The sequence below is a fragment of the Aquimonas voraii genome, from assembly GCF_900101825.1.
GTDB classification, from domain to species: Bacteria; Pseudomonadota; Gammaproteobacteria; order Xanthomonadales; family Xanthomonadaceae; genus Aquimonas; species Aquimonas voraii.
Genome location: NZ_FNAG01000010.1, coordinates 1 through 19,238, shown reverse-complemented (window position 1 = coordinate 19,238; position 19,238 = coordinate 1). Strand labels below are relative to the sequence as shown.

Genomic DNA, 19,238 nt, shown 5'->3' with positions numbered 1-19,238 from the left:
GCCGGATCCCCTCCCCGGAAGGACGGCATTCATCCTTTCTGGCCGTTCGTATAGATTGAGCGCGCCCGTGCGTCTTGCCAGCAGCATCACCCCGCATCGGCGGGGTGATGTCGGCGAAGCAGGCGTGCGCACCTGCGGACGCGGCTGAAAGCGATCTGCGGCGTTTTGCCGTTTTGGCGTTCCTCTTACTTTCATGATCAGGCGGCCAGCCGCCGGGAGCTTCCACCGATGAAACGGTTCTATTCCGCGACGCATGGCGCGTCGCAGCTGCTGTGTGCATTGCTTGCGGCGGGCTCCGCAACCGCCTTTGCCCAGGTGGGATCTCCGGCCAGCGAACCGACACGGATCGCGGCCGGGCTGTCCGAATATCCCTCCGCGCCATTGGCGCAAAGCGTGAGTCCCGGCGGTCGTCTGCAGCGTTTCTGGCTTCGCGAGCCGTGGCCCGGCAGCCCCATCCTGGTCCGCAGCTTTGAGCGACCTGCGGGCTACTTCGGTGAGCGTGTCGAAGATCCCTTTGCGACTGACCTCGGCAGTGGTCCCTTGTTGGCCTCGGGTACGGTCGAGAGCGCGCGCTCCACCCTGGTGTACTGGGATGCCACGGGAGAAGTGCGATTCCAGCGCTTCGGTTTCGAGGGCTGGCCGGAGTCCGCGTGGGCCGAAGTCCTCCCGGGCGTGCGCGGCCCCCTCTCCAACCCGACGCTGGCCACGGACGAGAACGGTGAATTCGCGGTTCTGGCCTGGTCTGCCGAGGGTGTTGAAGGGTTCGAGCTGTATGCGCAGGTGCTGGCGCCGTGGGGCGCACAGGGCGCCCCTGTGAGGCTCGGCGGCGGGGTCAGTGCAACGCCCGTGCAGGCGCGCCTGGTCTCAACGCAACCGGGCGAATTCCTGCTTGTCTGGGCAGAGGACGACACCCACCAGCCCGGGCTGCGCAGGCTGCAGCTGCAGAGCTTCGACGTGTGGGGGCATACGCCGCAGCCGCCGACCCTGGTCGAAGAGGGGCCTGCTGCTGAGCTGGGTGCGCCGGATATCGCCCGTTCGGGCTTGGGGGCGATCAGAATCGCCTATGCCGCCTACGGACAGGTGCGCATCCGCGGATACGACTGGGGCTTGGGTCCGGTGGAAGACGTGCATGCGCTGCCGCCGAGCCTGCCGGAAGCGTCGCCCCGCTCGATTCGCATCAGCGCCGATGCCGAGTACGGGTTCACGATCGCGTGGGCGGGCCCGGCGTCGCTTGAATGGCCGGAGACCGATGTCATCGAGGCCTTCTGGACCAACGCCTTCGGCCAACCGGCAGGGGCACCCGTCCGCGTGCTGGAAGCGCCCGGTCGCGCACTGCGCCTGCTGGACATCGACAGCGATGCCGACGGCGACCTGCATCTGGCGTGGAGCAGCCAAGCCCGCGAAGGCGGTGCACAGGACGTGTGGGCGCAGGTCCTGCGCGGTCCTGCGATCGTCGATCTGGATCTCCAGGCCGACCCGCATTCTGCGCCGGTGGCTGCGGGCGAGGATGTCTGGCTGAATGTTCGCCTGCACAACTTTGCGCCGCAGGATCCCTGGAGCTCCGGGCGGAACGCGGCAACGGGAGTGCGCTTGTCGATCACGGGTCTGCAGGGCGGTCAGCTCGATCCCGGCTCGCTGCCCCTGGGCTTCGAGTGCAGCCAGGATGCTGACCGTGCCGAATGTGTGCTTTACCGCGATTTGCCGGCAGGCTCGGTGGAGCCGCTCTGGCTGCGCTTCACTTCCCCGGCCTCGGAAACCGCATGGCCGCTGCAGCTTTCCGTCAGCGCTCACCAGACCGATGATTTCGAGCCCAACAACGCGGCTGCCGTCACGATCGTACGTCCGGATCTGATCCCCGACGCGTTCGCGTTTCCGGTGCACGAGGGCGTTCCCCGTGGCGAGGTCCAGTACTCCGCCATCGCCCGCCTCGAGGGTTTCGATGGCGTGCTGCCGCTCTCAATCGCCGGCGGCGAGTACAGCCTGGACGATGGGCCTTGGACGCAGGCGAGCGTGGAAGTATCGGCGGGACGCACGATCAGGCTTCGGCATACGGCCTCCAGCCAGTACTCAAGCGCCGTCTCCAGCACCCTTCGTCTGGGGGTGGTGTCGGCGGAATTCACCAGCATCACCGAGGCGGCTGACACGACGCCGGACGCGTTCAGCTTCCAGGACGTGTCTGGGGCGAGGCGCAATCGATCGATCACGTCGAACACGCTCCGCCCGGTGGGCTTCTCCGAGCCCGCGACGATCAGCATCAGCGGCGGCCAGTACTCACGCAACGGCGGGGCATTCACCAGTGTCCCCGGCGTCCTGAATCCAGGCGACAGCCTGCGTCTGCGCACGACGTCCTCAAGCCAGTCCTCCGCCACGGTCAACGTCATCGTCAACGTGGGTGGGGTCAGCGATACCTGGTCGGTGACCACCGGTCGCTGACGCGGGCGGCCGGTCCGCGCGACGTCGTGCGGGCCGGTCACGCCGAAGTGCCTCGGCGCATGGTGACCCGCATCGCCCGGGTCAGACGCGCACGGATCTCGCTGGCGGCGGCCCGGCTGTGTCGGTCGCGCAGGGAGAGGTGACGGGCGTCGGAAAGCGACGGGACGCGTCTTCGTCGCGCGTCCTGACCCCGTCGGCCACTTGCCGTCGCGCGGTCAATAGGAGTGCGATCGCGGCAGTGGAAACCCAGGTGCGGAGTGCGATGAGGGGATGAGAGGCTGGGAATCGGGAATCGGGAATCGAAACGCGTGGCGTCTCGAACGCTTCCCGGTCTGGCGCCGATGGAAGCGCGAAGTACTAAGACGCCGCTGTCTCCGCGTGCCCTGCGCGATTCCCGATTCCCGTGGACCGATTCCCAGCTTCAGAACGCTTCTCATCTGATCGCGTCCACGCGGGCTTGGGTATCCTGCCCTCCGGTTTTTGTGGAGGCGTCGCCATGCAAGGGCATCCGGAAGTTGTCGAGTACCTGAAGTTCCTGCTGCGCGGTGAGCTGGCGGCTCGCGATCAGTACCTCATTCACTCGCGTCGCTACGACGACCTCGGCCTTGCGGCGCTGTACGAGCGCATCAACCATGAGGCGGAGGAGGAGGGTCAGCACGCCGACGCCCTCCTGCGCCGCATCCTGTTCCTCGGCGGCGACCCCGACATGCGGCCCGATGCCTTCGAGCCCGGCCGCACGGTCGAAGAAATGCTCGAGCGCGACCTGCAGCTGGAATACACGGTGCGCGGGCATCTGGCCCGTGGCGTCGCCCTGTGTGAGAAGCACGGCGACTACGTCAGCCGCGACATCCTCGTCGCGCAGATGAAGGACACCGAGGAAGACCACACGCGTTGGCTGGAGCAGCAGCTGCGCCTGATCAAGATGATCGGCCTGGAGCGCTACCAGCAGAGCCAGATCCGCGGCGCGTAGCGGGCGAGTCAGTGCGCTGCGGCGCGCGTCGAATCGCGTGGGGCCTTTGGGAGACTAAGGGTGCGCTCCGCATCGCGCAGACCCAGGGATCAGCTCCGCCCACCGTCGTCTTGGCGTAGTCCCTGGTCGCTTCCCGGGTCGAGCCCGCTGTCGCGCTCGGGCATCCACGCGCGCGCTTCGGATCCGCCACGAGGGCAGGCGATTCCTTGCGGTCATGCATCCGCGTGCGATGCCGGCATTCCGTTTCGTGGATGTGGGGAGCAGCGGAGCGGTCGGCGTGCTCGCGCATGCTTTGCGGGTCGGGACCGGGGCGAGTGTGCGGTTCACGGTGGGCCAGTGCCCACCCTATGCTTCTCCCGAATCCCGAATCCCGAATCCCGAATCCCGAATCCCGACACTCAGGCGAAATCGTCGACCAGGCCTTGGCGTGTGCGGACGGGCGCGTCGGGTGATGCTTCGATCGCGTCGACCTGCGGCGCGTCGCCCCTGTCCCCGTGGGCGGCGAAGTTCTCGCGCTGCTGCGGCCCGTCCTGGTAGGCCGCGCGCTCTTGTCCGACCTGGGCGTCGGCCAGGCTGAAGCCCTGTTCGGCGAGCAGCTCACGCAGGCGCGGCACCTGGGTTTCCAGCAGGCTGCGCACTTCGGCGCTGCGGCTGCTGAATTCGGCGCGGATCTCGTCGCCGCTCATTTCCAGGCGGATCTCCAGCGGGCCAAGCTCCTCAGGGTCGAGCCGCAGTTCGGCGCGGCCGACCTGCTGGTTCGCCATCCACTGCATCTGCTGGCCCAGGGCGACGCTGAACTGTGGCGTGGTCGGGTCGAGGCGCGCACCCGTGAGCAGGGGCGGCAGGCTGGCCAGGCTCTCGCGCGGGGCGGCGCCGAGCTCGGAGCGCTCCAGACTGAACGAGACAGTAGGCAGCAGGAAGCCCGTTTCGCCGGCGACGCGGCGCAGGCCGGAGGCGGGTTCTGCGTCGGCCCGGCCGAGTGACAGTGCCATTGCATCGGGCATGGCGGCAGGCGAGGGCGCTAGGCCAAGCGTCGTGGCCGCGCCCAGAGGCGGCTGGCTGGGCAAGGGGCTCAGGCTGAAATCGGCGGCCGGGCGCGGTGATGCCCGCAAGGCGACGTTCGTGAGGCGGATCGACGTGGCGTCCGTCGTCAGCGCGGCGAGCCGCGCCTGCTCCAGCGCCGAGGTGTCGGCTCCGCGTGGCGCCTGCATGGGTGGCGCGACCGCGGTCGCCGCGAGGTTCTGCGCGAAGTTCGCCGGCAGTGGCGCGGAGCCGGCTTGGGCGGTGGCGGCTGCTGACTGTGCCGCCGCGGGCAGGGTCTGCTGCGCCTCGGTGGTCGCCGCCACGGAGGCCGCCTTCGCCGGCGCGAGTAGTCCAGCCGCCAGCGCCGCAGTCGAAAGGCTCCCTGCGCTCGGGCTCGGCGTGGTGTCCGCCGTCGGCGATCCGACCACGCGGGTCGCTGTGGCTGTCGCGGTGGCGAACTGCGGCAGAGCGCTGGCGGCAGGCAGCCCCTGTGCCGCGGCGAGTCCGCTCTCGCCAGCGTCCGAGAGCGTGCTCCAGCCGCCCCCTGAAATCGGCGCCAGCGGCAGCGGCACCAGTCCCAGCCCCAGTGCGGCCAGCAGGCTGGCGTCGGCGTCCGCGGGCGGACTCTCGTCGGCGCCGCCCGTCTGCGGATCGGCGACGGTCTCGGCGGCGCGCAGCGGTCGGGTCGGCTCGGCCGATACCTCGGCGCCGGCCAGCAGCTCGGTGAAGCTGCCGCTTCCGCTGCTTCCGCTGCTTCCGCCCTCGCTGCGCGGAGCGGGTTGACGGGCGCCGCCGAGTCCGCTGGCGCTGGCGCTGACTGCGCTGGGGTTCATGGGGCGTCTCCAGCGCTGCGCAAGTGCTGTCGCGCGGCGTGGTCGTCCAGCTCGCGCTGCGCGCGCTGGTTGTCGATGTGGGCTTCGCGCTTCTGGTAGGCGGCGGAGAGCTTCTCCAGCACCGCTTTCTCGCGGCTGGCGAGCAGCAGCCGGGTGCGCTCGATCTCGCAGTTCTCCTCGGCGCGGCGCACCGCCTGCTGCTGTTGCTTGAGCGCGTCGTCGAGCCTGTCGAGGAAGGCACGGCGGTTCAGCAGCTGGGCGGCGCTGGTGAGCTGGGCGGGCGGCTGGGCGTACTCGTGCGCGTACTTCGAGAGCTCATCGAGGCGTTGCTGGTGCGTCGCCAGATGCTTGCTGCGCTCGGCGAGCGCGCGGGCGCGCTCGGTCTCGCGGTCGGTCGCGATCTGCTGGATCGGGCGAAGACGCTTGCTGTCCATGCTCAGGCTCCGGTGCTGCCTTCGTGGATCAACTGGGAGAGTGCGGCGCGACTGCTGGCGATGTCTGCGGCGTCGGCCACATCCTGGTTCAAGAAGCGCATCAACGCCGGCCAGCGCCGCAGGGCGTCGTCGACGCGTGGATCCGAGCCGCGCTGGTAGGCGCCGATCGAGATCAGATCCTTGTGGCTGGAGTAGGCGGACATCAGCTGGCGCACCTGGCTGATCTGCGCGCGCCAGTCGGCGTCGGCGATCTCGCTGACTACGCGGCTGACCGAGGCCTCGACGTCGATGGCCGGATAGCGGCCGCCCTCGGCCACCGCGCGCGAAAGCACGATGTGGCCGTCGAGAATCGCGCGGGCGGCGTCCGAGATCGGTTCGTGCACGTCGTCGCCTTCGGTCAGCACGGTGTAGAAGGCGGTGATCGAGCCGCGGCCTGCTGCGCCGTTGCCGGCGCGCTCGACCAGCTGCGGCAGGCGCGCGAACACGCTGGGCGGATAGCCGCGGGTGGTCGGCGGTTCGCCCACCGACAGGCCGATCTCGCGCTGGGCCTGGGCGAAGCGGGTCAGCGAATCCATCAGCAGCAGGACGTTGCGGCCCTGGTCACGGAAGTATTCGGCGATCGCAGTGGCCCGCCAGGCGCCGTGCAGGCGCGCCAGCGGTGGGCGGTCAGCCGGCGTGGCCACCACGACCGCACGGTTCAGGCCCATCTGGCCCAGGGTGTTCTCGACGAAGTCGCGCACTTCGCGACCGCGTTCGCCGATCAGGCCGACCACGACCACATCGGCCGAGGTGTAGCGGGTCATCATCCCGAGCAGGGTCGACTTGCCGACGCCGGAGCCGGCGAACAGGCCGACGCGCTGGCCGCGGCCGATCGGGATCAGCGCATTGATGGCGCGCACGCCGACGTCCAGCGATTGGTGGATGGGTTCACGCTGCAGCGGGTTGATGACCGGCCCGGTCAGGCTGACCGTGGCCTCGCAGCGCGGCTCGCCGCGACCGTCCAGGGGCACGCCTTCGCCGTCGATGACGCGGCCGAGCAGGGCTTCGCCGACGCGGACGCCGGCGGCGCCGCCCGGCACCGGGACCACGCGGGCGTTCGGCAGCAGCCCCTGTACCTCGGTGCTGGGCATCAGGAAGGTGCGCTCGCCGGAAAAGCCGACCACCTCGGCATCGACCCAGCTGCCGTTGGCGGTCTGCAGGCGGCAGTTGGCGCCGAGCGGCACCTCGCAGCCCACCGCTTCCAAGGTGAGCCCGACCACGCGCTTCAGCACCCCCTCGCGCAGGAATTCGCGCGCGCCCGGCGACGGTGCCGTGTGCGAGCGCAGGCGCGCGGCGAGCCGCGCATTGCGGGCGCTGATTTCCGGGCGCGCGCTCACGCGCGAGTCTCCTCGTCTCCACCGGAGGGCTCGGACAGCAGACGCGGCAGGATCTGCTCCAGCCGGGTCGACAGTCGCGCATCGAGGCGGACGTCTTCGGCATGCACACGCAGATCGCCGCGGGCCAGCGCGGGATCGGCGATCACCCGCACGCCGCTGGCGGCAGGCAGCAGGGGCTCGACCGCCTCAAGATCTTCAGGGTGCAGACGCACCTCCACGCTGCGCGGCTTCTCGCCGAGGCTGGCCAGCGCTTCGCGGGTGAGCTTTGCGATCAGCGCGGGCTCCACGGCATAGGCATGGCGCACCAGGGCGCCGGCGATGCGCGCGGCGAGCTCGGACAGCGCGCGTTCGACTTCGCCTTCGAGCTCGGACAGCGGCCGCGAGAACGCATCGAGGATGCCTTCGAGCCGCGCCTGCAAGCGGCGCATCTCGGCCTGGGCCTGGGCCAGACCCTCGGCGTGTCCGGCAGCGTAGCCTTCTTCGTGGGCGGCGCGCTGGATGGCCTCGATCTCTTCCAGCGAGGGCGGCTGCGGCAGCGGCTCCTCGGGCTCGGTGTCCGCGCCGCCGCCGCGAGGCGCATCGAGCGCAGGCACCTCCCAGCGGCGCAGCTCCGGGCTGTCCGGCAGCATGCGCACCGGCGCCTGCGGGCTGCCGCTCACAGCAGCTCCTCAGTCTTGGAGCCGAGCTGGATCTCGCCGGCATCGGCCATGCGGCGGACGATGGCGAGGATCTCCTTCTGCGCGGCTTCGACGTCGGACAGGCGCGCGGGCCCGCGTGCTTCCATGTCTTCGACCAGCATCGCCGCGGCGCGCTGCGACATGTTTTTCAGGACCTTGTCCTTGACCTTCGAATCGGCGCCGCGCAGCGCCAGGCCGAGCTTGTCGCCCTGGACCTCGCGCAGCACGGTCTGGATGGCGCGGTCGTCGAGGTCGGCGACGTTGTCGAAGACGAACATCAGCTCCTGGATCTGGTTGCAGAGCTCGGGATCGATCTCGCGGATACCCGTGCTGATCTGCTGCTCGGTGTTGGTGTCGAGGAAGTTGATGATGTCCGCCGCCACCTTGACCCCGCCAACCTGGCTCTGATTCATGCTCTGGTTGCCGGCGAAGCGCTTTTCCATGATGTCGTTGAGTTCGCTCAGCGCATTCGGTGGAATGCCCTCCAGCGTGGCGATGCGCATCAGGGCATCGACGCGGGTGCGCGCCGGCAGCAGCTTGATGACGTCGGCCGCCTGGTCGCTTTCGAGGAAGCTCAGCACGATCGCGATGATCTGCGGATGCTCGTTGCGGATCAGGTCGGCGATCGAGCGCGGGTCCATCCACTTCAGCGTCTCCAGGCCCTTGCTGTTGCGGCCCAGCAGAATGCGTTCGATCAGGTTGCCGGCCTTGTCCTCGCCCAGCGCCTGCACCAGCACCTTGCGCACGTAGTCGTCGGCGCCCAGTCCGAAGGCGGTCTGGCTCTGCAGGTCCTCGACGAATTCATCGACGACCTCGATCACCTGGTCCTTGGTGACGTTGCTGATGGTCGCCATGGCCACGCCCAGCTTCTGCACCTCCTTGGCGTTGAGTTGGCGCAGCACTTCGGCCGCCTCGGCCTCGCCAAGCGACATCAGCAGAACGGCAGCGCGCTGCGTGCCGGTGAGTTTGTCGTTGTTGTCAGGCATCGGCGGCCACCCAGTTCTTCACCACCTGCGCGACGATCTTCGGATCCTGCGCCACGGTGCTGCGTGCGAGCTGCAGCTTCTCGTCCAGCGTCTTGGCGGCGGCCACCATGGCCTCGCGCTGCTCCTGCGTGTTAGTGACCTGGCCGGGCAGCATGCGCAGGCCGTCCTCGTCAGTGTCACCGCCTTCGGTGCGTCCGCTGAGCAGCGGCACGTCCTCTTCGTCTTCGTTCGCCTGCCCGCGCTGGCGCGGCGCTGGCGCCAGCAGGCTGCGGATCACCGGGCGCACCACGAACAGGATCAGCATCATCACCAGCAGCAAGCCGCCGCCGTACTGCAACAGCGGCCAGAACCAGGGCTGCTCCATCAGCGGCACCGCCTCGTCGACCGGTAGCGGTGCCTCGCGCAGGAAGGGCGCGTTCATCACGCTCACCGCGTCACCGCGCGCCTCGCTGAAACCGATGGCCTGCTTGACCAGCTCTTCGACCTGGGCGAGTTGTTCCGGAGTCAGGGGCTGCAGGGCGGGGAGGGCCGGAGCGGCGGTCGCTGCGGCGGCCGGATCCGCTGCGGGGTCCGCCGCCGGATCGGCGGCAGGGTCCGCGGCAGGATCGGCCGCGGCGGGCGCAGCGGCCGGGTCGGGCACCGACAGCACATGGTCGATCAGCACCGCCGCGGTGATCCGCTGCACGCGCCCGGTGTCGTTGCGGCTGTGGCTGACCGTGCGGTCCATCTCGAAGTTACGGGTGGCGCTGCGCGAGGCGCTCTGCGGGCCGGCGGCCGCCGCGTCGGCACCCGCGCCCGGCGGCGTGTTGGCGGTGGCGCCGGGCACACCCTCGTTCGGCGGGGTGCTGCTGGTGCTTTCGGCGACCTGCTCGGAGCGCAGCTTGGCGGGGTCGGGTTCGAAGCGCTCGCGCGCTTCCTCGATCACCGAGAAGTCCATGTCGACGCTGACCTGCGCGCTGACCCGGCCCGGCCCGGCCAAGGGCTCCAACAGCTGCTGGATGCGCGCGACCAGGGTGTCCTCCAGACGCCGGCGCTGCTCGAACTGCAGGGCCGCCAGCACATTGGGATCGTTGGGGTCGTTGTTGGTCAGCAGGCGGCCGGCCTGGTCGATGACGGTGACCCGCTCGGTGGCCAGATCCGGGATGCTGCTCGCCACCAGATGCACGATCGCCGCAACCTGGTCGCGCTCAAGCTGGCGCCCTGGGTAGAGCTGCAACATCACCGAAGCCGAAGCGGGCTGGCGCGCGCGGGTGAACGCGCTGGGCTTGGGCAGGGCCAGATGCACCCGCGCCTCGCGCACCGGGCGCAGTTCGCTGATGGTGCGGGCGATCTCCATTTCCAGGGCGTGCTGGTAGCGCGCGCCTTCGACGAACTGGCTGGTGCCGAAACCGGGGTTCTCGTTGATCGATTCGATGCCCGGGCGGGTGGTCTGCGGCAGGCCCTGGGTGGCCAGCTGCATGCGCGCCTCGCGGGCGCGCGCTTCGGGCACGCGGATCGCGCCGGTGATGGCGTCGACTTCATGCGGGATCTGCGCGGCGCGCAGGGCGGTCACCACCTCGGCGGCATCGCGGTCGGGCAGGCCGGTGAACAGGTTGATGTAGGTCGGCGACAGCGACCAGAAGAAGCCGGCGATGCCGAGCGTGATAGCGCCGGCCAGGGCCAGCAGCAGGCCGGCCTGACGCACGGCCGGAATGTCCTTGACCTGGGAAAGGGTGATCTGGGTGTCCATCGCCGGCGTCCTGCGCTTACAGCGGCATGTTCATGACGTCCTGGTAGGCCTGGACCAGCCGGTTGCGCACCTCGACGGTGGCGCGGAAGCTGACCGAGGACTGCTGCGAGGCAAGCATCACCCGCACCAGGTCGACATTGGGGTCACCCATCTCGAAGGCCTTCGCCAGTGCGGCCGACTCGTTCTGCTCGGCATTGACCTGGGTGACCGCGCGTTTCAGCGTGTTGCCGAAGCCGGTTTCGGCGGCTGCCGGCGCAGGGGTTTCCACCGGGCTGGGCCGGTTGGTCTGCAGCTGTCCCTGCAGACTGCGGATCTGCGAAAGGATGGCGTTGATGCTGGCGTCGCTCATGGAAGGCCTGGACCGTCCTGACGGGGTTCAGGCGAATCAAGGCAAGAGCTGTGCCGCAGTGATGTCAGGAATCTGGCGTCAAATTCAAGTCGCCATCGCGACCCAGACCGTACTTGCGCAGCTTCTCGACCAAGGTGGTGCGGCGCAGGCCCAGCAGCTGGGCGGCATGCGCGACCACGCCGTCGGCGCGCTCCAGCGCCGCGCGGATCAGGCTCATCTCGATCCGGGCGATGTGATCCTTGAGGTCGATGCCCTCGGGCGGCAGGGTGTCGACTGCGCCGTGTGACTCGTTGGCGATCACCGCGTCGAGTTCGTTCTCCTCCGGCAGCTCGATGCCGTCGCGGTAGCGCGCCGGCAGGTCGCGGGCGCGCACCATCCCGCCGGGGTGCAGCACCGCCAGGCGCTCGATCAGGTTCGAGAGCTCGCGCACGTTGCCCGGCCAAGGATAGGCCTGCAGCACCTGAAGGGCCTCGGGCGAGAGTCGCACGCTGCCGCGGCCCGACTTTTCCAGCTGCTTGGTCAGCGCGCTCACCAGCTCCGGCAGGTCCTCGCGGCGGTCGCGCAGGCTCGGCATTTCGATCGGGAAGACATTGAGCCGGTAGAACAGGTCTTCGCGGAAGCTGCCCTTGACGATCGCTTCTTCGAGGTTGCGATGGGTGGCGGCGATCACGCGCACGTTGCAGCGGATGGTGTCACTGCCACCGACACGCTCGAAGCTGCGCTCCTGCAGGACGCGCAGCAGCTTGACCTGCATCGGCATGCTCATGTCGCCGATCTCATCCAGGAACAGCGTCCCGCCCTCCGCGAGCTCGAAGCGCCCTTTGCGTGAGGTGATGGCCCCGGTGAACGAGCCCTTCTCATGGCCGAACAGCTCGCTTTCGAGAAGCTCGGCGGGGATCGCGCCGCAGTTCACCGCAACGAAGGGGCCGTTGCGCCGGGCGGAGCGCTCGTAGATCGCGCGCGCGCAGACTTCCTTGCCGGTGCCCGACTCGCCGAGGATGAGCACCGTGGTGTCGAAGCTGGCCACCTGTTCAATCATCCGCCGCAGTTTCTGCACGGCCGCACTGCTGCCGGTCGGGCCGCCGCGTGGCACGCCGGCATCGGCGATGTCCTCCATCTTCTTGATGCTGGCGCGGCGCAGATGTTCAACCAGCTGCGGCTGCTTGATCGGATAGTCCAGCGGCCAGAAGTTGGCATCGTTCAGGCCGAAGGCCTCGGGGCCGTCGAGATGATGCTCGGGCAGGGCCAGGATCGGCGGGTGCAGCGGATCGCGCTTCATCCAGTCGAGGAAGGCTTTCCAGCTCTTGGCGTCGGTGATCTCACCCATCACCACGGCCAGCCAGTCCTGCGGGTCATGCCGCGACAGGTGCAGCTCGTCGGCGTCGGTGACCACCCGCGGGGTCAGATCCATGAAGTCGAGGATGGTGCCGATGCGCTCGCCGCGGCCGCGGTCGGCATCGATCACCAGCACGCGTGATTCAGACATGGCCCCGCTCTCCCGCCAGCCGCGCCAGGATGGGCATGACCTCCTGGACGTAGTTGAGCTTGCTGATGAAGGCGTCAGCGCCGGCGCGGGCGGCGTGCTCGCGGTGCTCGGCGTCGTCGAAGTGGCTGGCGATCACGATGTAGGGCGGGGCGGTCTGCGCCTTGATGAGGCGCGTCGCCTGCAGGCCGCCCATCTCGGGCATGGCCAGGTCCATCAGGACCACGGCCGGCTTCAGCTGCTCGGTCTGGGCGATCGCCTCCAGGCCGTTCATCGCGCGGCCGACCACTTCCAGCCAACCGACGTTGCGGAAATGCCGCATCGCCGCGTTGAGGAAGCCATCGTGATCATCGACCAGCAGGACGGTAAGGCGATTCATGGGGCAGTTCTCGTAAGGTGGGGAACGCGGGGAGCGCGATGATCGCCCATCGCGTGCAGGCGGCGCTCCTTGGCCGAGCCGATGCCCAGCATCTCGCGGTATTTGGCGACCGTGCGACGGGCGATACTCACGCCCTGGCGAGCCAGCAGGCTGACGATGGTGTCATCGGCCAAGGGCGCCGAGGGGTTCTCCGAGTCGATCAGCCGCTTGACCATGGCGCGCACGGCCACGCCGGCAACGGAGGCGCCCTCCAGGCGGACGGCGAAGAAATACTTGAGTTCGAAGGTGCCGCGCGGGGTCTGTACGTACTTGCCGGTGGTGATGCGCGAGATCGATGACTCGTGCATGCCGATGGCGTCGGCCACCTCGCGCAGGGTCAGCGGGCCCATGCCCTCCTCGCCGCGCTCGAAGAAGCCGAGCTGGCGTTCGACGATCGCCTGGGTGGTCTTGAGCAGAGTGTCATAGCGCATCGACAGGCCGCGGGTCAGCCAACGCGCGTCCTGCAGCAGCTCCCGCATCTTCTTTGCACCCGCATCGTCCTGCGAGGCATTCTCCAGCAGGGCTTCGCAGACGGGGCTGATCCGCACCTTGGGCGCGGTCAGCGGGTTCAGGCTCACCACCCAGTTGCCGTTGCGGCCCTTCCGCACGATGACGTCGGGCACGACGTACTGCTGCGGCTCGGGCGTCGAGTAGGCGCCGGGCTTGGGGTCGAGCGCCATGATCAGGCGCTCGGCGCAAATGACCTCGTCGGCGCTGACGTCGAGCGCGTCGGCAATGGCGTTGTGGTCGTGCTCGGCCATCAGCTGCAGGTGCTCGGAGACGATGCGCAGGGCCAGCCCGTGGCCGGGCTCGTCGTGGTCGCGCTGTTCCAGCTGCACCAGCAGGCATTCGCGCAGGTCGACCGCGCCGAAACCAGCGGGCTCCAGCCGCATGAGCTTCTGGCGGATGCCGGCCAGACGCAGCGGGTCGATGCCGCGCGCGCGCGCAGCGGCGGCGAGGTCCTGCAGCGGCAGTTCGAGGTAGCCGGCATCGTCGACCTGGTCGATCAGCCAGGCCGCCGCTTCGAGCTCCTCGCGGGTATGCAGTTCGAGGCTCAGCTGCTCCAGAAGGCGCTGGCGGATGCCGCCGGTTTCGCGGGCCACGCAGCGGGCCAGCGGATCGTCATCGTCGCTGGGGGCACTGTTGACCCGGCTCAGGCCCGCTTCGATGAATTCGCTGGGCAGGTCTTCGCGAGGCCCGTCGAGGCTGTCCTCCAACTCGACCTGTGCGCCTTCGGCGGCGTCCTCCGGGGACTCGTCGTCGACATCGGCCTCCAGCAGGGGGTTGTCCTCCAGCGCGCGGTTGACCTCGGCCTCGAGCTCGATCGCATTCAAGTGCAGCAGCCGGATCGACTGCAGCAGCTGTGGGGTCAGACTGAGCGTCTGGCTGAGCTGCTGTCGCATGCCCTGTTTCATGGGGACCCCTCGCAGAACTACGGCGACGCCCGCACAAGGGGCATGTACTGAACATTCTCGGCAGCGAACGTCGGAAAATTAATCAGGGTGGACCCTACACGCGTCGGGAAATCCCCCACAAAAACGGAAACCCGGCGTTGGATCGTCGGGTTTGCAGCGGGTTTTGACGGTTGATCCGGGCAGGAACCGGGCGATGCCGCCGAGGAGACTCGCTTGGCGTCGGTGGATCGACGTCAGGCGTCGAGCGCGCGCTGCACGGCGAAACGCAGCAACTCACTGGAGCGTCGGATTCCCAGCGTCTCCATCATCCGCGCGCGGTGGGTCTCGACCGTCTTGACGCTGATGCCCAACAGAGCGGCGATCTCCTTGGTCACCTTGCCCTGGGCAAGCAGGCGCAAGATCTCGCGCTGTCGTGGCGGCAGGGATTCGAGATCCTGCGCGCCGGGCACGCGCTGGTGGCTGTTGCCGAGCATGCGGGAGGAGATCTTGGGACTCAGGAAGGTATCGCCACGAAGGGCTGCGCGAAGGGCGATCTCCAGCTCGGCGGGGGCGGCTTCCTTGACGACGAAACCCAGTGCGCCGCGCTCCAGTGCCGTCCTGACGTAGGCGGGGTCCGCGTGCATGGACATCATCACAATGACCGTTTCAGGGAACAGGCGACGCATGTCGATCAGCACGTCAAGGCCGTTGCGCCCCGGCATGGCGAGATCGATCAGGGCGACATCCGGTCGATGGATGGCCGTGAGGTCCAGCGCCTCCTGGCCGTCCTGGGCCTCGGCAACCACTTCGATGTCGGGCTGCGATTCCAGCAATCGGCGGATGCCGGCGCGCACCAGGGTGTGGTCGTCGGCGATCAGTACGCGCATGCGTGGTTTCCGGGGAAGCGGACTCGGAATCGAAACTTAACGCAGCGCACGGGTTGGCGGAAGCATGATGGAGTTCACGTTGGACAAATCAGTTGCCGCCCCGGCGGTGGGCGGCGATCTGTCGGCGGTGCTGGCGGAACAGGAATCGCTCCAGCGCGGCCTCCAGACCGGCTGACACAGGACTGAAGGCCAACCAGAGCGCGATCTGCCCATCTTCACGCGGCTCGCTGGCGAGTACCTCGACGGGCAGGCGCAGCGGCAGGTTGAGCCCGGTGGGCAGCTGCAGGCTGAGCAGATGGCGGCTGCCGGGTGCGCGCTCCGAGGAGGCAAGCACCTGCGCGCCCAATCGCGACCAGCGTGCCGGACGCGGCGGCGGCTGCGGCTGCTCGGCGGCCAGCATCCGGCCAAGCAGCTCAAGGGCCAGGTCGATCTTGGCCTCCATGCGCAGCAGAGCGACGTCCTGCGGGCTGTGCTCGGCATCCTCGGGACCGGCGGTCTCGGCGCTGGCGGCGCTGCGCAACAGGCGCTCGGCCATCGCCTGGTGGCGCAGGATCTCATCCGCCCGTTCGGGGCCCGGCGTCAGCGTCCAGGGCAGGTCGTCGCTGCAGACCAGGGCTTCGCCGAACAGCCTGCGCTCGGCTTCGCCCGGGCTCATTCGGCGCTATCCGTGAGGTAGTGGCTGACGGCGCTATGGCCGCGACGCGCGCTGCCGAGGCGCTCGCCCAGCTGGTCGCGGAGGGCGAGCATCAGCGAATGCACCTGGTGCTGGCGGGCGAGCAGGCTGCGCGCCAGCACTTCATCGATCGGGCCCGGGCTGGCGAATGCGGCACGCACGGCACGGTCGTGATCGGCCAAAGCCTCGGCGGCGCCCTCGAATTCACCGCGCTCCAGTCGCGCCGCGAGGGCTTCGAAGCGGTCGAGGATCTCGCGCATGCTGTGGGCTCCGGGGCCAGGGGATCAGCCAGCTTTCTGCTGCAACTCCGGTGGAATGGCGGCCCAAGCCGATTGAACCTCGGCGAGCAGGGCGTCGACTTCACCAAAGGCGGCCGGGTCGTTGCTGGCATTGCCTTCGACCAGCCGGCGGGTGGCGTAATCGTAGAGGGCTTCGAGGCTGCCGGCCACGTCGCCGCCGGCGCCATGATCGAGCGAGCCGCGCAGGCTGTCGATGATGGCGCAGGCGCGGCTGATGGCCTCACCTTTCGCGGCCACCCGACCCTCGGCCATGGCGGCCATCGCCAGCGCGATGCGTTCGCGTGCGCCGCTCAGCAGCAGGCTGATCAGCTTGTGCGGGCTGGCATCGATCACCGAGCCTTCGAGGCCGGTGCTGCGGTACTGCTTGAGATAGGCCTGTGCGCCGTGCATGGGAGTGTCCTCGTGGTTTAACGGGCGGCGGAGGGCAGCTGGGCCAGCTGGCCGGCCAGGAAACTGCTGGTGCCCTGCAGCTGGGTGACGATCTTCTCCATCGCCGTGAACTGGGCGAGGTAGGTGGCCTGGACGCGCTCCATCCGCCGATCCAGCGCCTCGCGCTGGACGGTGACGTCGCTCAGACGCTCGTTGATTGCCTTGCTGCGGCTGGTGATGGCGCCATTCGCGCCGGTGAAGCTGTCGACGAGGTCGACCACCCGCTTTCCTGTGCTGCCGTCGCCACTGAACAGCTTGGCCACCGCCTGCGGATTGGCATTCATCGCCGCATCGAAGCGGGTGGCGTCGAGCTTGAGGCTGCCGTCGGCCTGGAAGGTGATCCCCACCGAGTTCAGTGACTCGAACCCGGCCGGCTGACCGGCCACGTTGGCGCCGATGGCGTTACGCAGCTGGCTGACCAGTGAGCGCGGCAAGGCATCGCCGGTCAGCGGCGAGGTCACCCCGGTCTGCGGATTGGCGAGCGTCGCCACCTTGACCGTGCTCAGCACGCTGTTGACGGAGGTGACGAAGGCTTCGGCCTGCTTGCGTGCGGCGCCATCGTCGCGGCCCACGGTGAGCGTGGTGCGCGTGCTTGCGGGGTCGGTCTCCGACTTGGTCGCCGTGAAGCTGACCCCCGGGATCACCGAAGCGAAGGTATTGGTGCTGGACGACGCCAGGTTGCCATCGACGCGCACCTGGGCGTTGGCGGCGGTCGTGTTGACGGTGACGGCCGCTGCGAAGGCGGTCAGATCGCCGCTGCCGCTGATCGACAAGGTCTTGGACGCGCCGGTTTCGCGCCCCGTGAGCACCAGCCGCACACCGTCGTCCGTGGTGACCAGGCTGGCAGAGACGCCAGCGTTGTCGCTGGCGTTGTTGATGGCGTCACGCAGGCCCTCGAGGGTGATCGGACCGCCGCCGCCGTTGACCGTGAAGCTTGCACTGCCGACGTTGAGCGTCAGGCTGCCGCTGCCGAGCGAAGTCGAGGCCGTGGCCTGGGGGGCCGAGCTGATCTTGCCCGCTCGTGCCAGGTCGACCACCTCGATCTCATAGCTGCCCTGCTGGGCCTGTGGCCCCGCGGTTGCGCTCAGATAGTTGCCATTGCTCAGGCTGACCGTGCGTGCGCCGAAGCCGCTGGAGGTGCTGAAGGCAGTGGCAGCGGACTTCAGCTGGGCGAGCACGCTGCTGATGTTGCCGAGTGAACTCAGCTGGGCGCGCGCGCTGGTTTCGATCCGCGACAGCCGCTGCGCCTGCGGCGCACGCTCGGCTGCCACGAGCTGGCTGACCAGACCCTGGATGTCGAGACCCGAACCGACGCTGCCGATGCTGGACATGGCTGCCGTGCTCCGTTCGCGCTAGGCGCTTTCGTTGATCATGCCCGAGCCCAGCTCGGCCATGCGCTTGGCGATGCGCAGCGAAACCTCGGACGGTATCTGCTGGATCACGTCGCCCGATTCACGGTCGACGATGCTGACCACGACCTGGTCGGCATCATCATCGACGCGGAAGCGCAGCGCGGTCTGCACATCCTTCATGACCTCGTCGAGCTCGCGCTGCAGGCTTTCAGCCTGGTCGCGCCCACGCGGCCTGTCGCCGGCTTCGCCCTTGCCCGGGGGCGCTTGCAAGGCTTGGGCCTGCGGGCTGTCGGACGCAGCCACGGCGGCGGCGGACGGCACCGGTACCGGCGCCGAAAGCGCGGAAGCCCCGCTGCTGCGTAGCGCAGCCGCCGGGCTCATCAGGGTGGACAGCGGATTGATGGTGTTCATGGCGGACTACCTCGGACCGGAGGGGGCAGGGTGCGACCCTGCCCCCCGGTGGAGCCCGGAACCCTACCTTAACGGAGCAGGCTCAGGACGTTCTGCGGCAGCTGGTTGGCCTGGGCGAGCATGGCGGTGCCGGCCTGCTGCAGGATCTGGGTGCGGGTGAGCTCGGCGGTTTCCTTGGCGTAGTCGGCATCGCGGATGCGCGAGCGGCTGGCCGAGAGGTTTTCGCTGGCGGTCTGCAGGTTCTGGATCACCGAGCTGAAGCGGTTCTGGATCGCGCCCATGTCGGCGCGCGCCGAATTGATGGTGGTCAGCGAGGCGTCCATCACCGCGATCGCCTGCTGGGCGCCCAGAAAGTCCGAGATGTCCACATCGGCGACGAAACTCGCCGTGGTCGGTGCGGCGGCGGTGAGCGTCGCCGAGCCGTTGGTGGCGGTTGCCGTGGTGGTAATCGCCGTGGAGCGGTTGGTGATGCCGTTCAGTTCGATTCCGGCAGCACCGTCGGCCGTCGCCAGCACGCCGAGTTCCGGCGCACGCTCATTGATGGCGCTGACAAGGGCCGTTTGCATGGCGGTCACCATGGCCGCACTCTGGCCGGCGCCTGCGGCCGCGACCGTGAAGCTGCCGATGTTGACGCCGTTGATGGTCACGTCCTCAAGCTCGAAGTCCGCGGTGGGATCGGTGACTGCCAGGGCGATATCGCCGGTCGCGAACAGGGTCGAGCCCAGGCTGTCGGTCTGCGCATTGGTGACGGCGCTGACCGTGATCAGCTGACCGGCATTGGCGCCGACCTGGAAGGCCTGGCCGGTGAAGCTGCCGTCGAGCAGCTTGGTGCCGTTGAACTCGGTCTGGGTGGCGACGCGCTGGATTTCCGACTGCAGCTGGGCGACTTCCTTCTGCAGGGCTTCGCGGTCGGTGGCGCTGTTGGTGGCGTTCGACGACTGCACGGCCAGCTCGCGGATGCGCTGCAGGTTGTTACCGATCTCGGCCATCGCACCTTCGGCGGTCTGTGCAAGCGAGATGCCGTCATTGGCATTGCGGGTGGCGACGTTCAGGCCGCGGATCTGGGTGCTGAAGCGCTCGGA

At 68.8% G+C, this 19,238-nt stretch carries 19 protein-coding genes; 2 read left to right on the top strand and 17 right to left on the bottom strand.

Annotated features, from left to right (window positions below):
* Window positions 1–165: 165 nt before the first annotated feature.
* Window positions 166–2,433, top strand: coding sequence for a hypothetical protein (locus BLP83_RS13895; RefSeq protein ID WP_143006687.1), 2,268 nt, complete (start codon window positions 166–168; stop codon window positions 2,431–2,433).
* A gap of 496 nt (window positions 2,434–2,929) precedes the next feature.
* Window positions 2,930–3,403, top strand: coding sequence for a bacterioferritin (gene bfr, locus BLP83_RS13890; protein WP_091243974.1), 474 nt, complete (start codon window positions 2,930–2,932; stop codon window positions 3,401–3,403).
* Between the two features lie 398 nt (window positions 3,404–3,801).
* Here bfr and BLP83_RS13885 read toward each other — a convergent pair whose 3' ends face one another.
* From BLP83_RS13885 to BLP83_RS13805, 17 genes are all read right to left on the bottom strand, one after another.
* Window positions 3,802–5,259, bottom strand: a complete 1,458-nt coding sequence (locus BLP83_RS13885; protein WP_091243971.1) for a flagellar hook-length control protein FliK — start codon at window positions 5,257–5,259, stop codon at window positions 3,802–3,804.
* Window positions 5,256–5,693: a flagellar export protein FliJ gene (gene fliJ / locus BLP83_RS13880; protein ID WP_091243968.1), complete on the bottom strand. Its 438-nt coding sequence runs from the start codon at window positions 5,691–5,693 to the stop codon at window positions 5,256–5,258. The genes BLP83_RS13885 and fliJ overlap by 4 nt, the downstream gene beginning before the upstream one ends.
* 2 nt (window positions 5,694–5,695) lie before the next feature.
* Window positions 5,696–7,069: a flagellar protein export ATPase FliI gene (gene fliI, locus BLP83_RS13875; RefSeq protein ID WP_091243963.1), complete on the bottom strand. Its 1,374-nt coding sequence runs from the start codon at window positions 7,067–7,069 to the stop codon at window positions 5,696–5,698.
* On the bottom strand, window positions 7,066–7,698 hold the full coding sequence (locus BLP83_RS13870; RefSeq protein WP_091244201.1) for a FliH/SctL family protein: 633 nt from the start codon (window positions 7,696–7,698) through the stop codon (window positions 7,066–7,068). Before BLP83_RS13870 ends, fliI begins: the two co-directional genes overlap by 4 nt.
* A 26-nt stretch (window positions 7,699–7,724) precedes the next feature.
* A complete protein-coding gene (gene fliG / locus BLP83_RS13865) occupies window positions 7,725–8,732 on the bottom strand; it encodes a flagellar motor switch protein FliG (RefSeq protein ID WP_091243961.1) in 1,008 nt (335 codons plus the stop codon).
* Window positions 8,725–10,461 carry a flagellar basal-body MS-ring/collar protein FliF gene (gene fliF / locus BLP83_RS13860; RefSeq protein WP_091243958.1) on the bottom strand — a complete coding sequence of 579 codons (1,737 nt, stop codon included), beginning with the start codon at window positions 10,459–10,461 and terminating at the stop codon, window positions 8,725–8,727. The genes fliG and fliF overlap by 8 nt, the downstream gene beginning before the upstream one ends.
* A gap of 16 nt (window positions 10,462–10,477) precedes the next feature.
* Window positions 10,478–10,810, bottom strand: a complete 333-nt coding sequence (gene fliE / locus BLP83_RS13855; protein ID WP_091243955.1) for a flagellar hook-basal body complex protein FliE — start codon at window positions 10,808–10,810, stop codon at window positions 10,478–10,480.
* A gap of 64 nt (window positions 10,811–10,874) precedes the next feature.
* Window positions 10,875–12,296, bottom strand: a complete 1,422-nt coding sequence (locus BLP83_RS13850; protein WP_091243953.1) for a sigma-54 dependent transcriptional regulator — start codon at window positions 12,294–12,296, stop codon at window positions 10,875–10,877.
* Window positions 12,289–12,672: a response regulator gene (locus tag BLP83_RS13845; protein WP_091243949.1), complete on the bottom strand. Its 384-nt coding sequence runs from the start codon at window positions 12,670–12,672 to the stop codon at window positions 12,289–12,291. Before BLP83_RS13845 ends, BLP83_RS13850 begins: the two co-directional genes overlap by 8 nt.
* Window positions 12,669–14,126, bottom strand: coding sequence for an RNA polymerase factor sigma-54 (gene rpoN / locus BLP83_RS13840; RefSeq protein WP_091243947.1), 1,458 nt, complete (start codon window positions 14,124–14,126; stop codon window positions 12,669–12,671). Before rpoN ends, BLP83_RS13845 begins: the two co-directional genes overlap by 4 nt.
* Window positions 14,127–14,359: 233 nt before the next feature.
* On the bottom strand, window positions 14,360–14,992 hold the full coding sequence (locus tag BLP83_RS13835; RefSeq protein ID WP_091243945.1) for a response regulator: 633 nt from the start codon (window positions 14,990–14,992) through the stop codon (window positions 14,360–14,362).
* A gap of 88 nt (window positions 14,993–15,080) precedes the next feature.
* Window positions 15,081–15,647: a PilZ domain-containing protein gene (locus BLP83_RS13830; protein ID WP_091243943.1), complete on the bottom strand. Its 567-nt coding sequence runs from the start codon at window positions 15,645–15,647 to the stop codon at window positions 15,081–15,083.
* Window positions 15,644–15,925, bottom strand: coding sequence for a hypothetical protein (locus tag BLP83_RS13825; RefSeq protein ID WP_091243940.1), 282 nt, complete (start codon window positions 15,923–15,925; stop codon window positions 15,644–15,646). Before BLP83_RS13825 ends, BLP83_RS13830 begins: the two co-directional genes overlap by 4 nt.
* A 24-nt stretch (window positions 15,926–15,949) precedes the next feature.
* Window positions 15,950–16,354: a flagellar export chaperone FliS gene (gene fliS, locus BLP83_RS13820; protein WP_091243939.1), complete on the bottom strand. Its 405-nt coding sequence runs from the start codon at window positions 16,352–16,354 to the stop codon at window positions 15,950–15,952.
* Between the two features lie 17 nt (window positions 16,355–16,371).
* Window positions 16,372–17,724 (bottom strand): flagellar filament capping protein FliD, encoded by a 1,353-nt coding sequence (gene fliD, locus BLP83_RS13815; protein ID WP_091243936.1) that lies wholly within the window; start codon window positions 17,722–17,724, stop codon window positions 16,372–16,374.
* Between the two features lie 21 nt (window positions 17,725–17,745).
* On the bottom strand, window positions 17,746–18,156 hold the full coding sequence (locus tag BLP83_RS13810; protein WP_091243933.1) for a flagellar protein FlaG: 411 nt from the start codon (window positions 18,154–18,156) through the stop codon (window positions 17,746–17,748).
* Window positions 18,157–18,224: 68 nt separating this feature from the next.
* On the bottom strand, window positions 18,225–19,238 hold a 1,014-nt coding region (locus BLP83_RS13805), incomplete at its 5' end, for a flagellin (protein ID WP_143006686.1).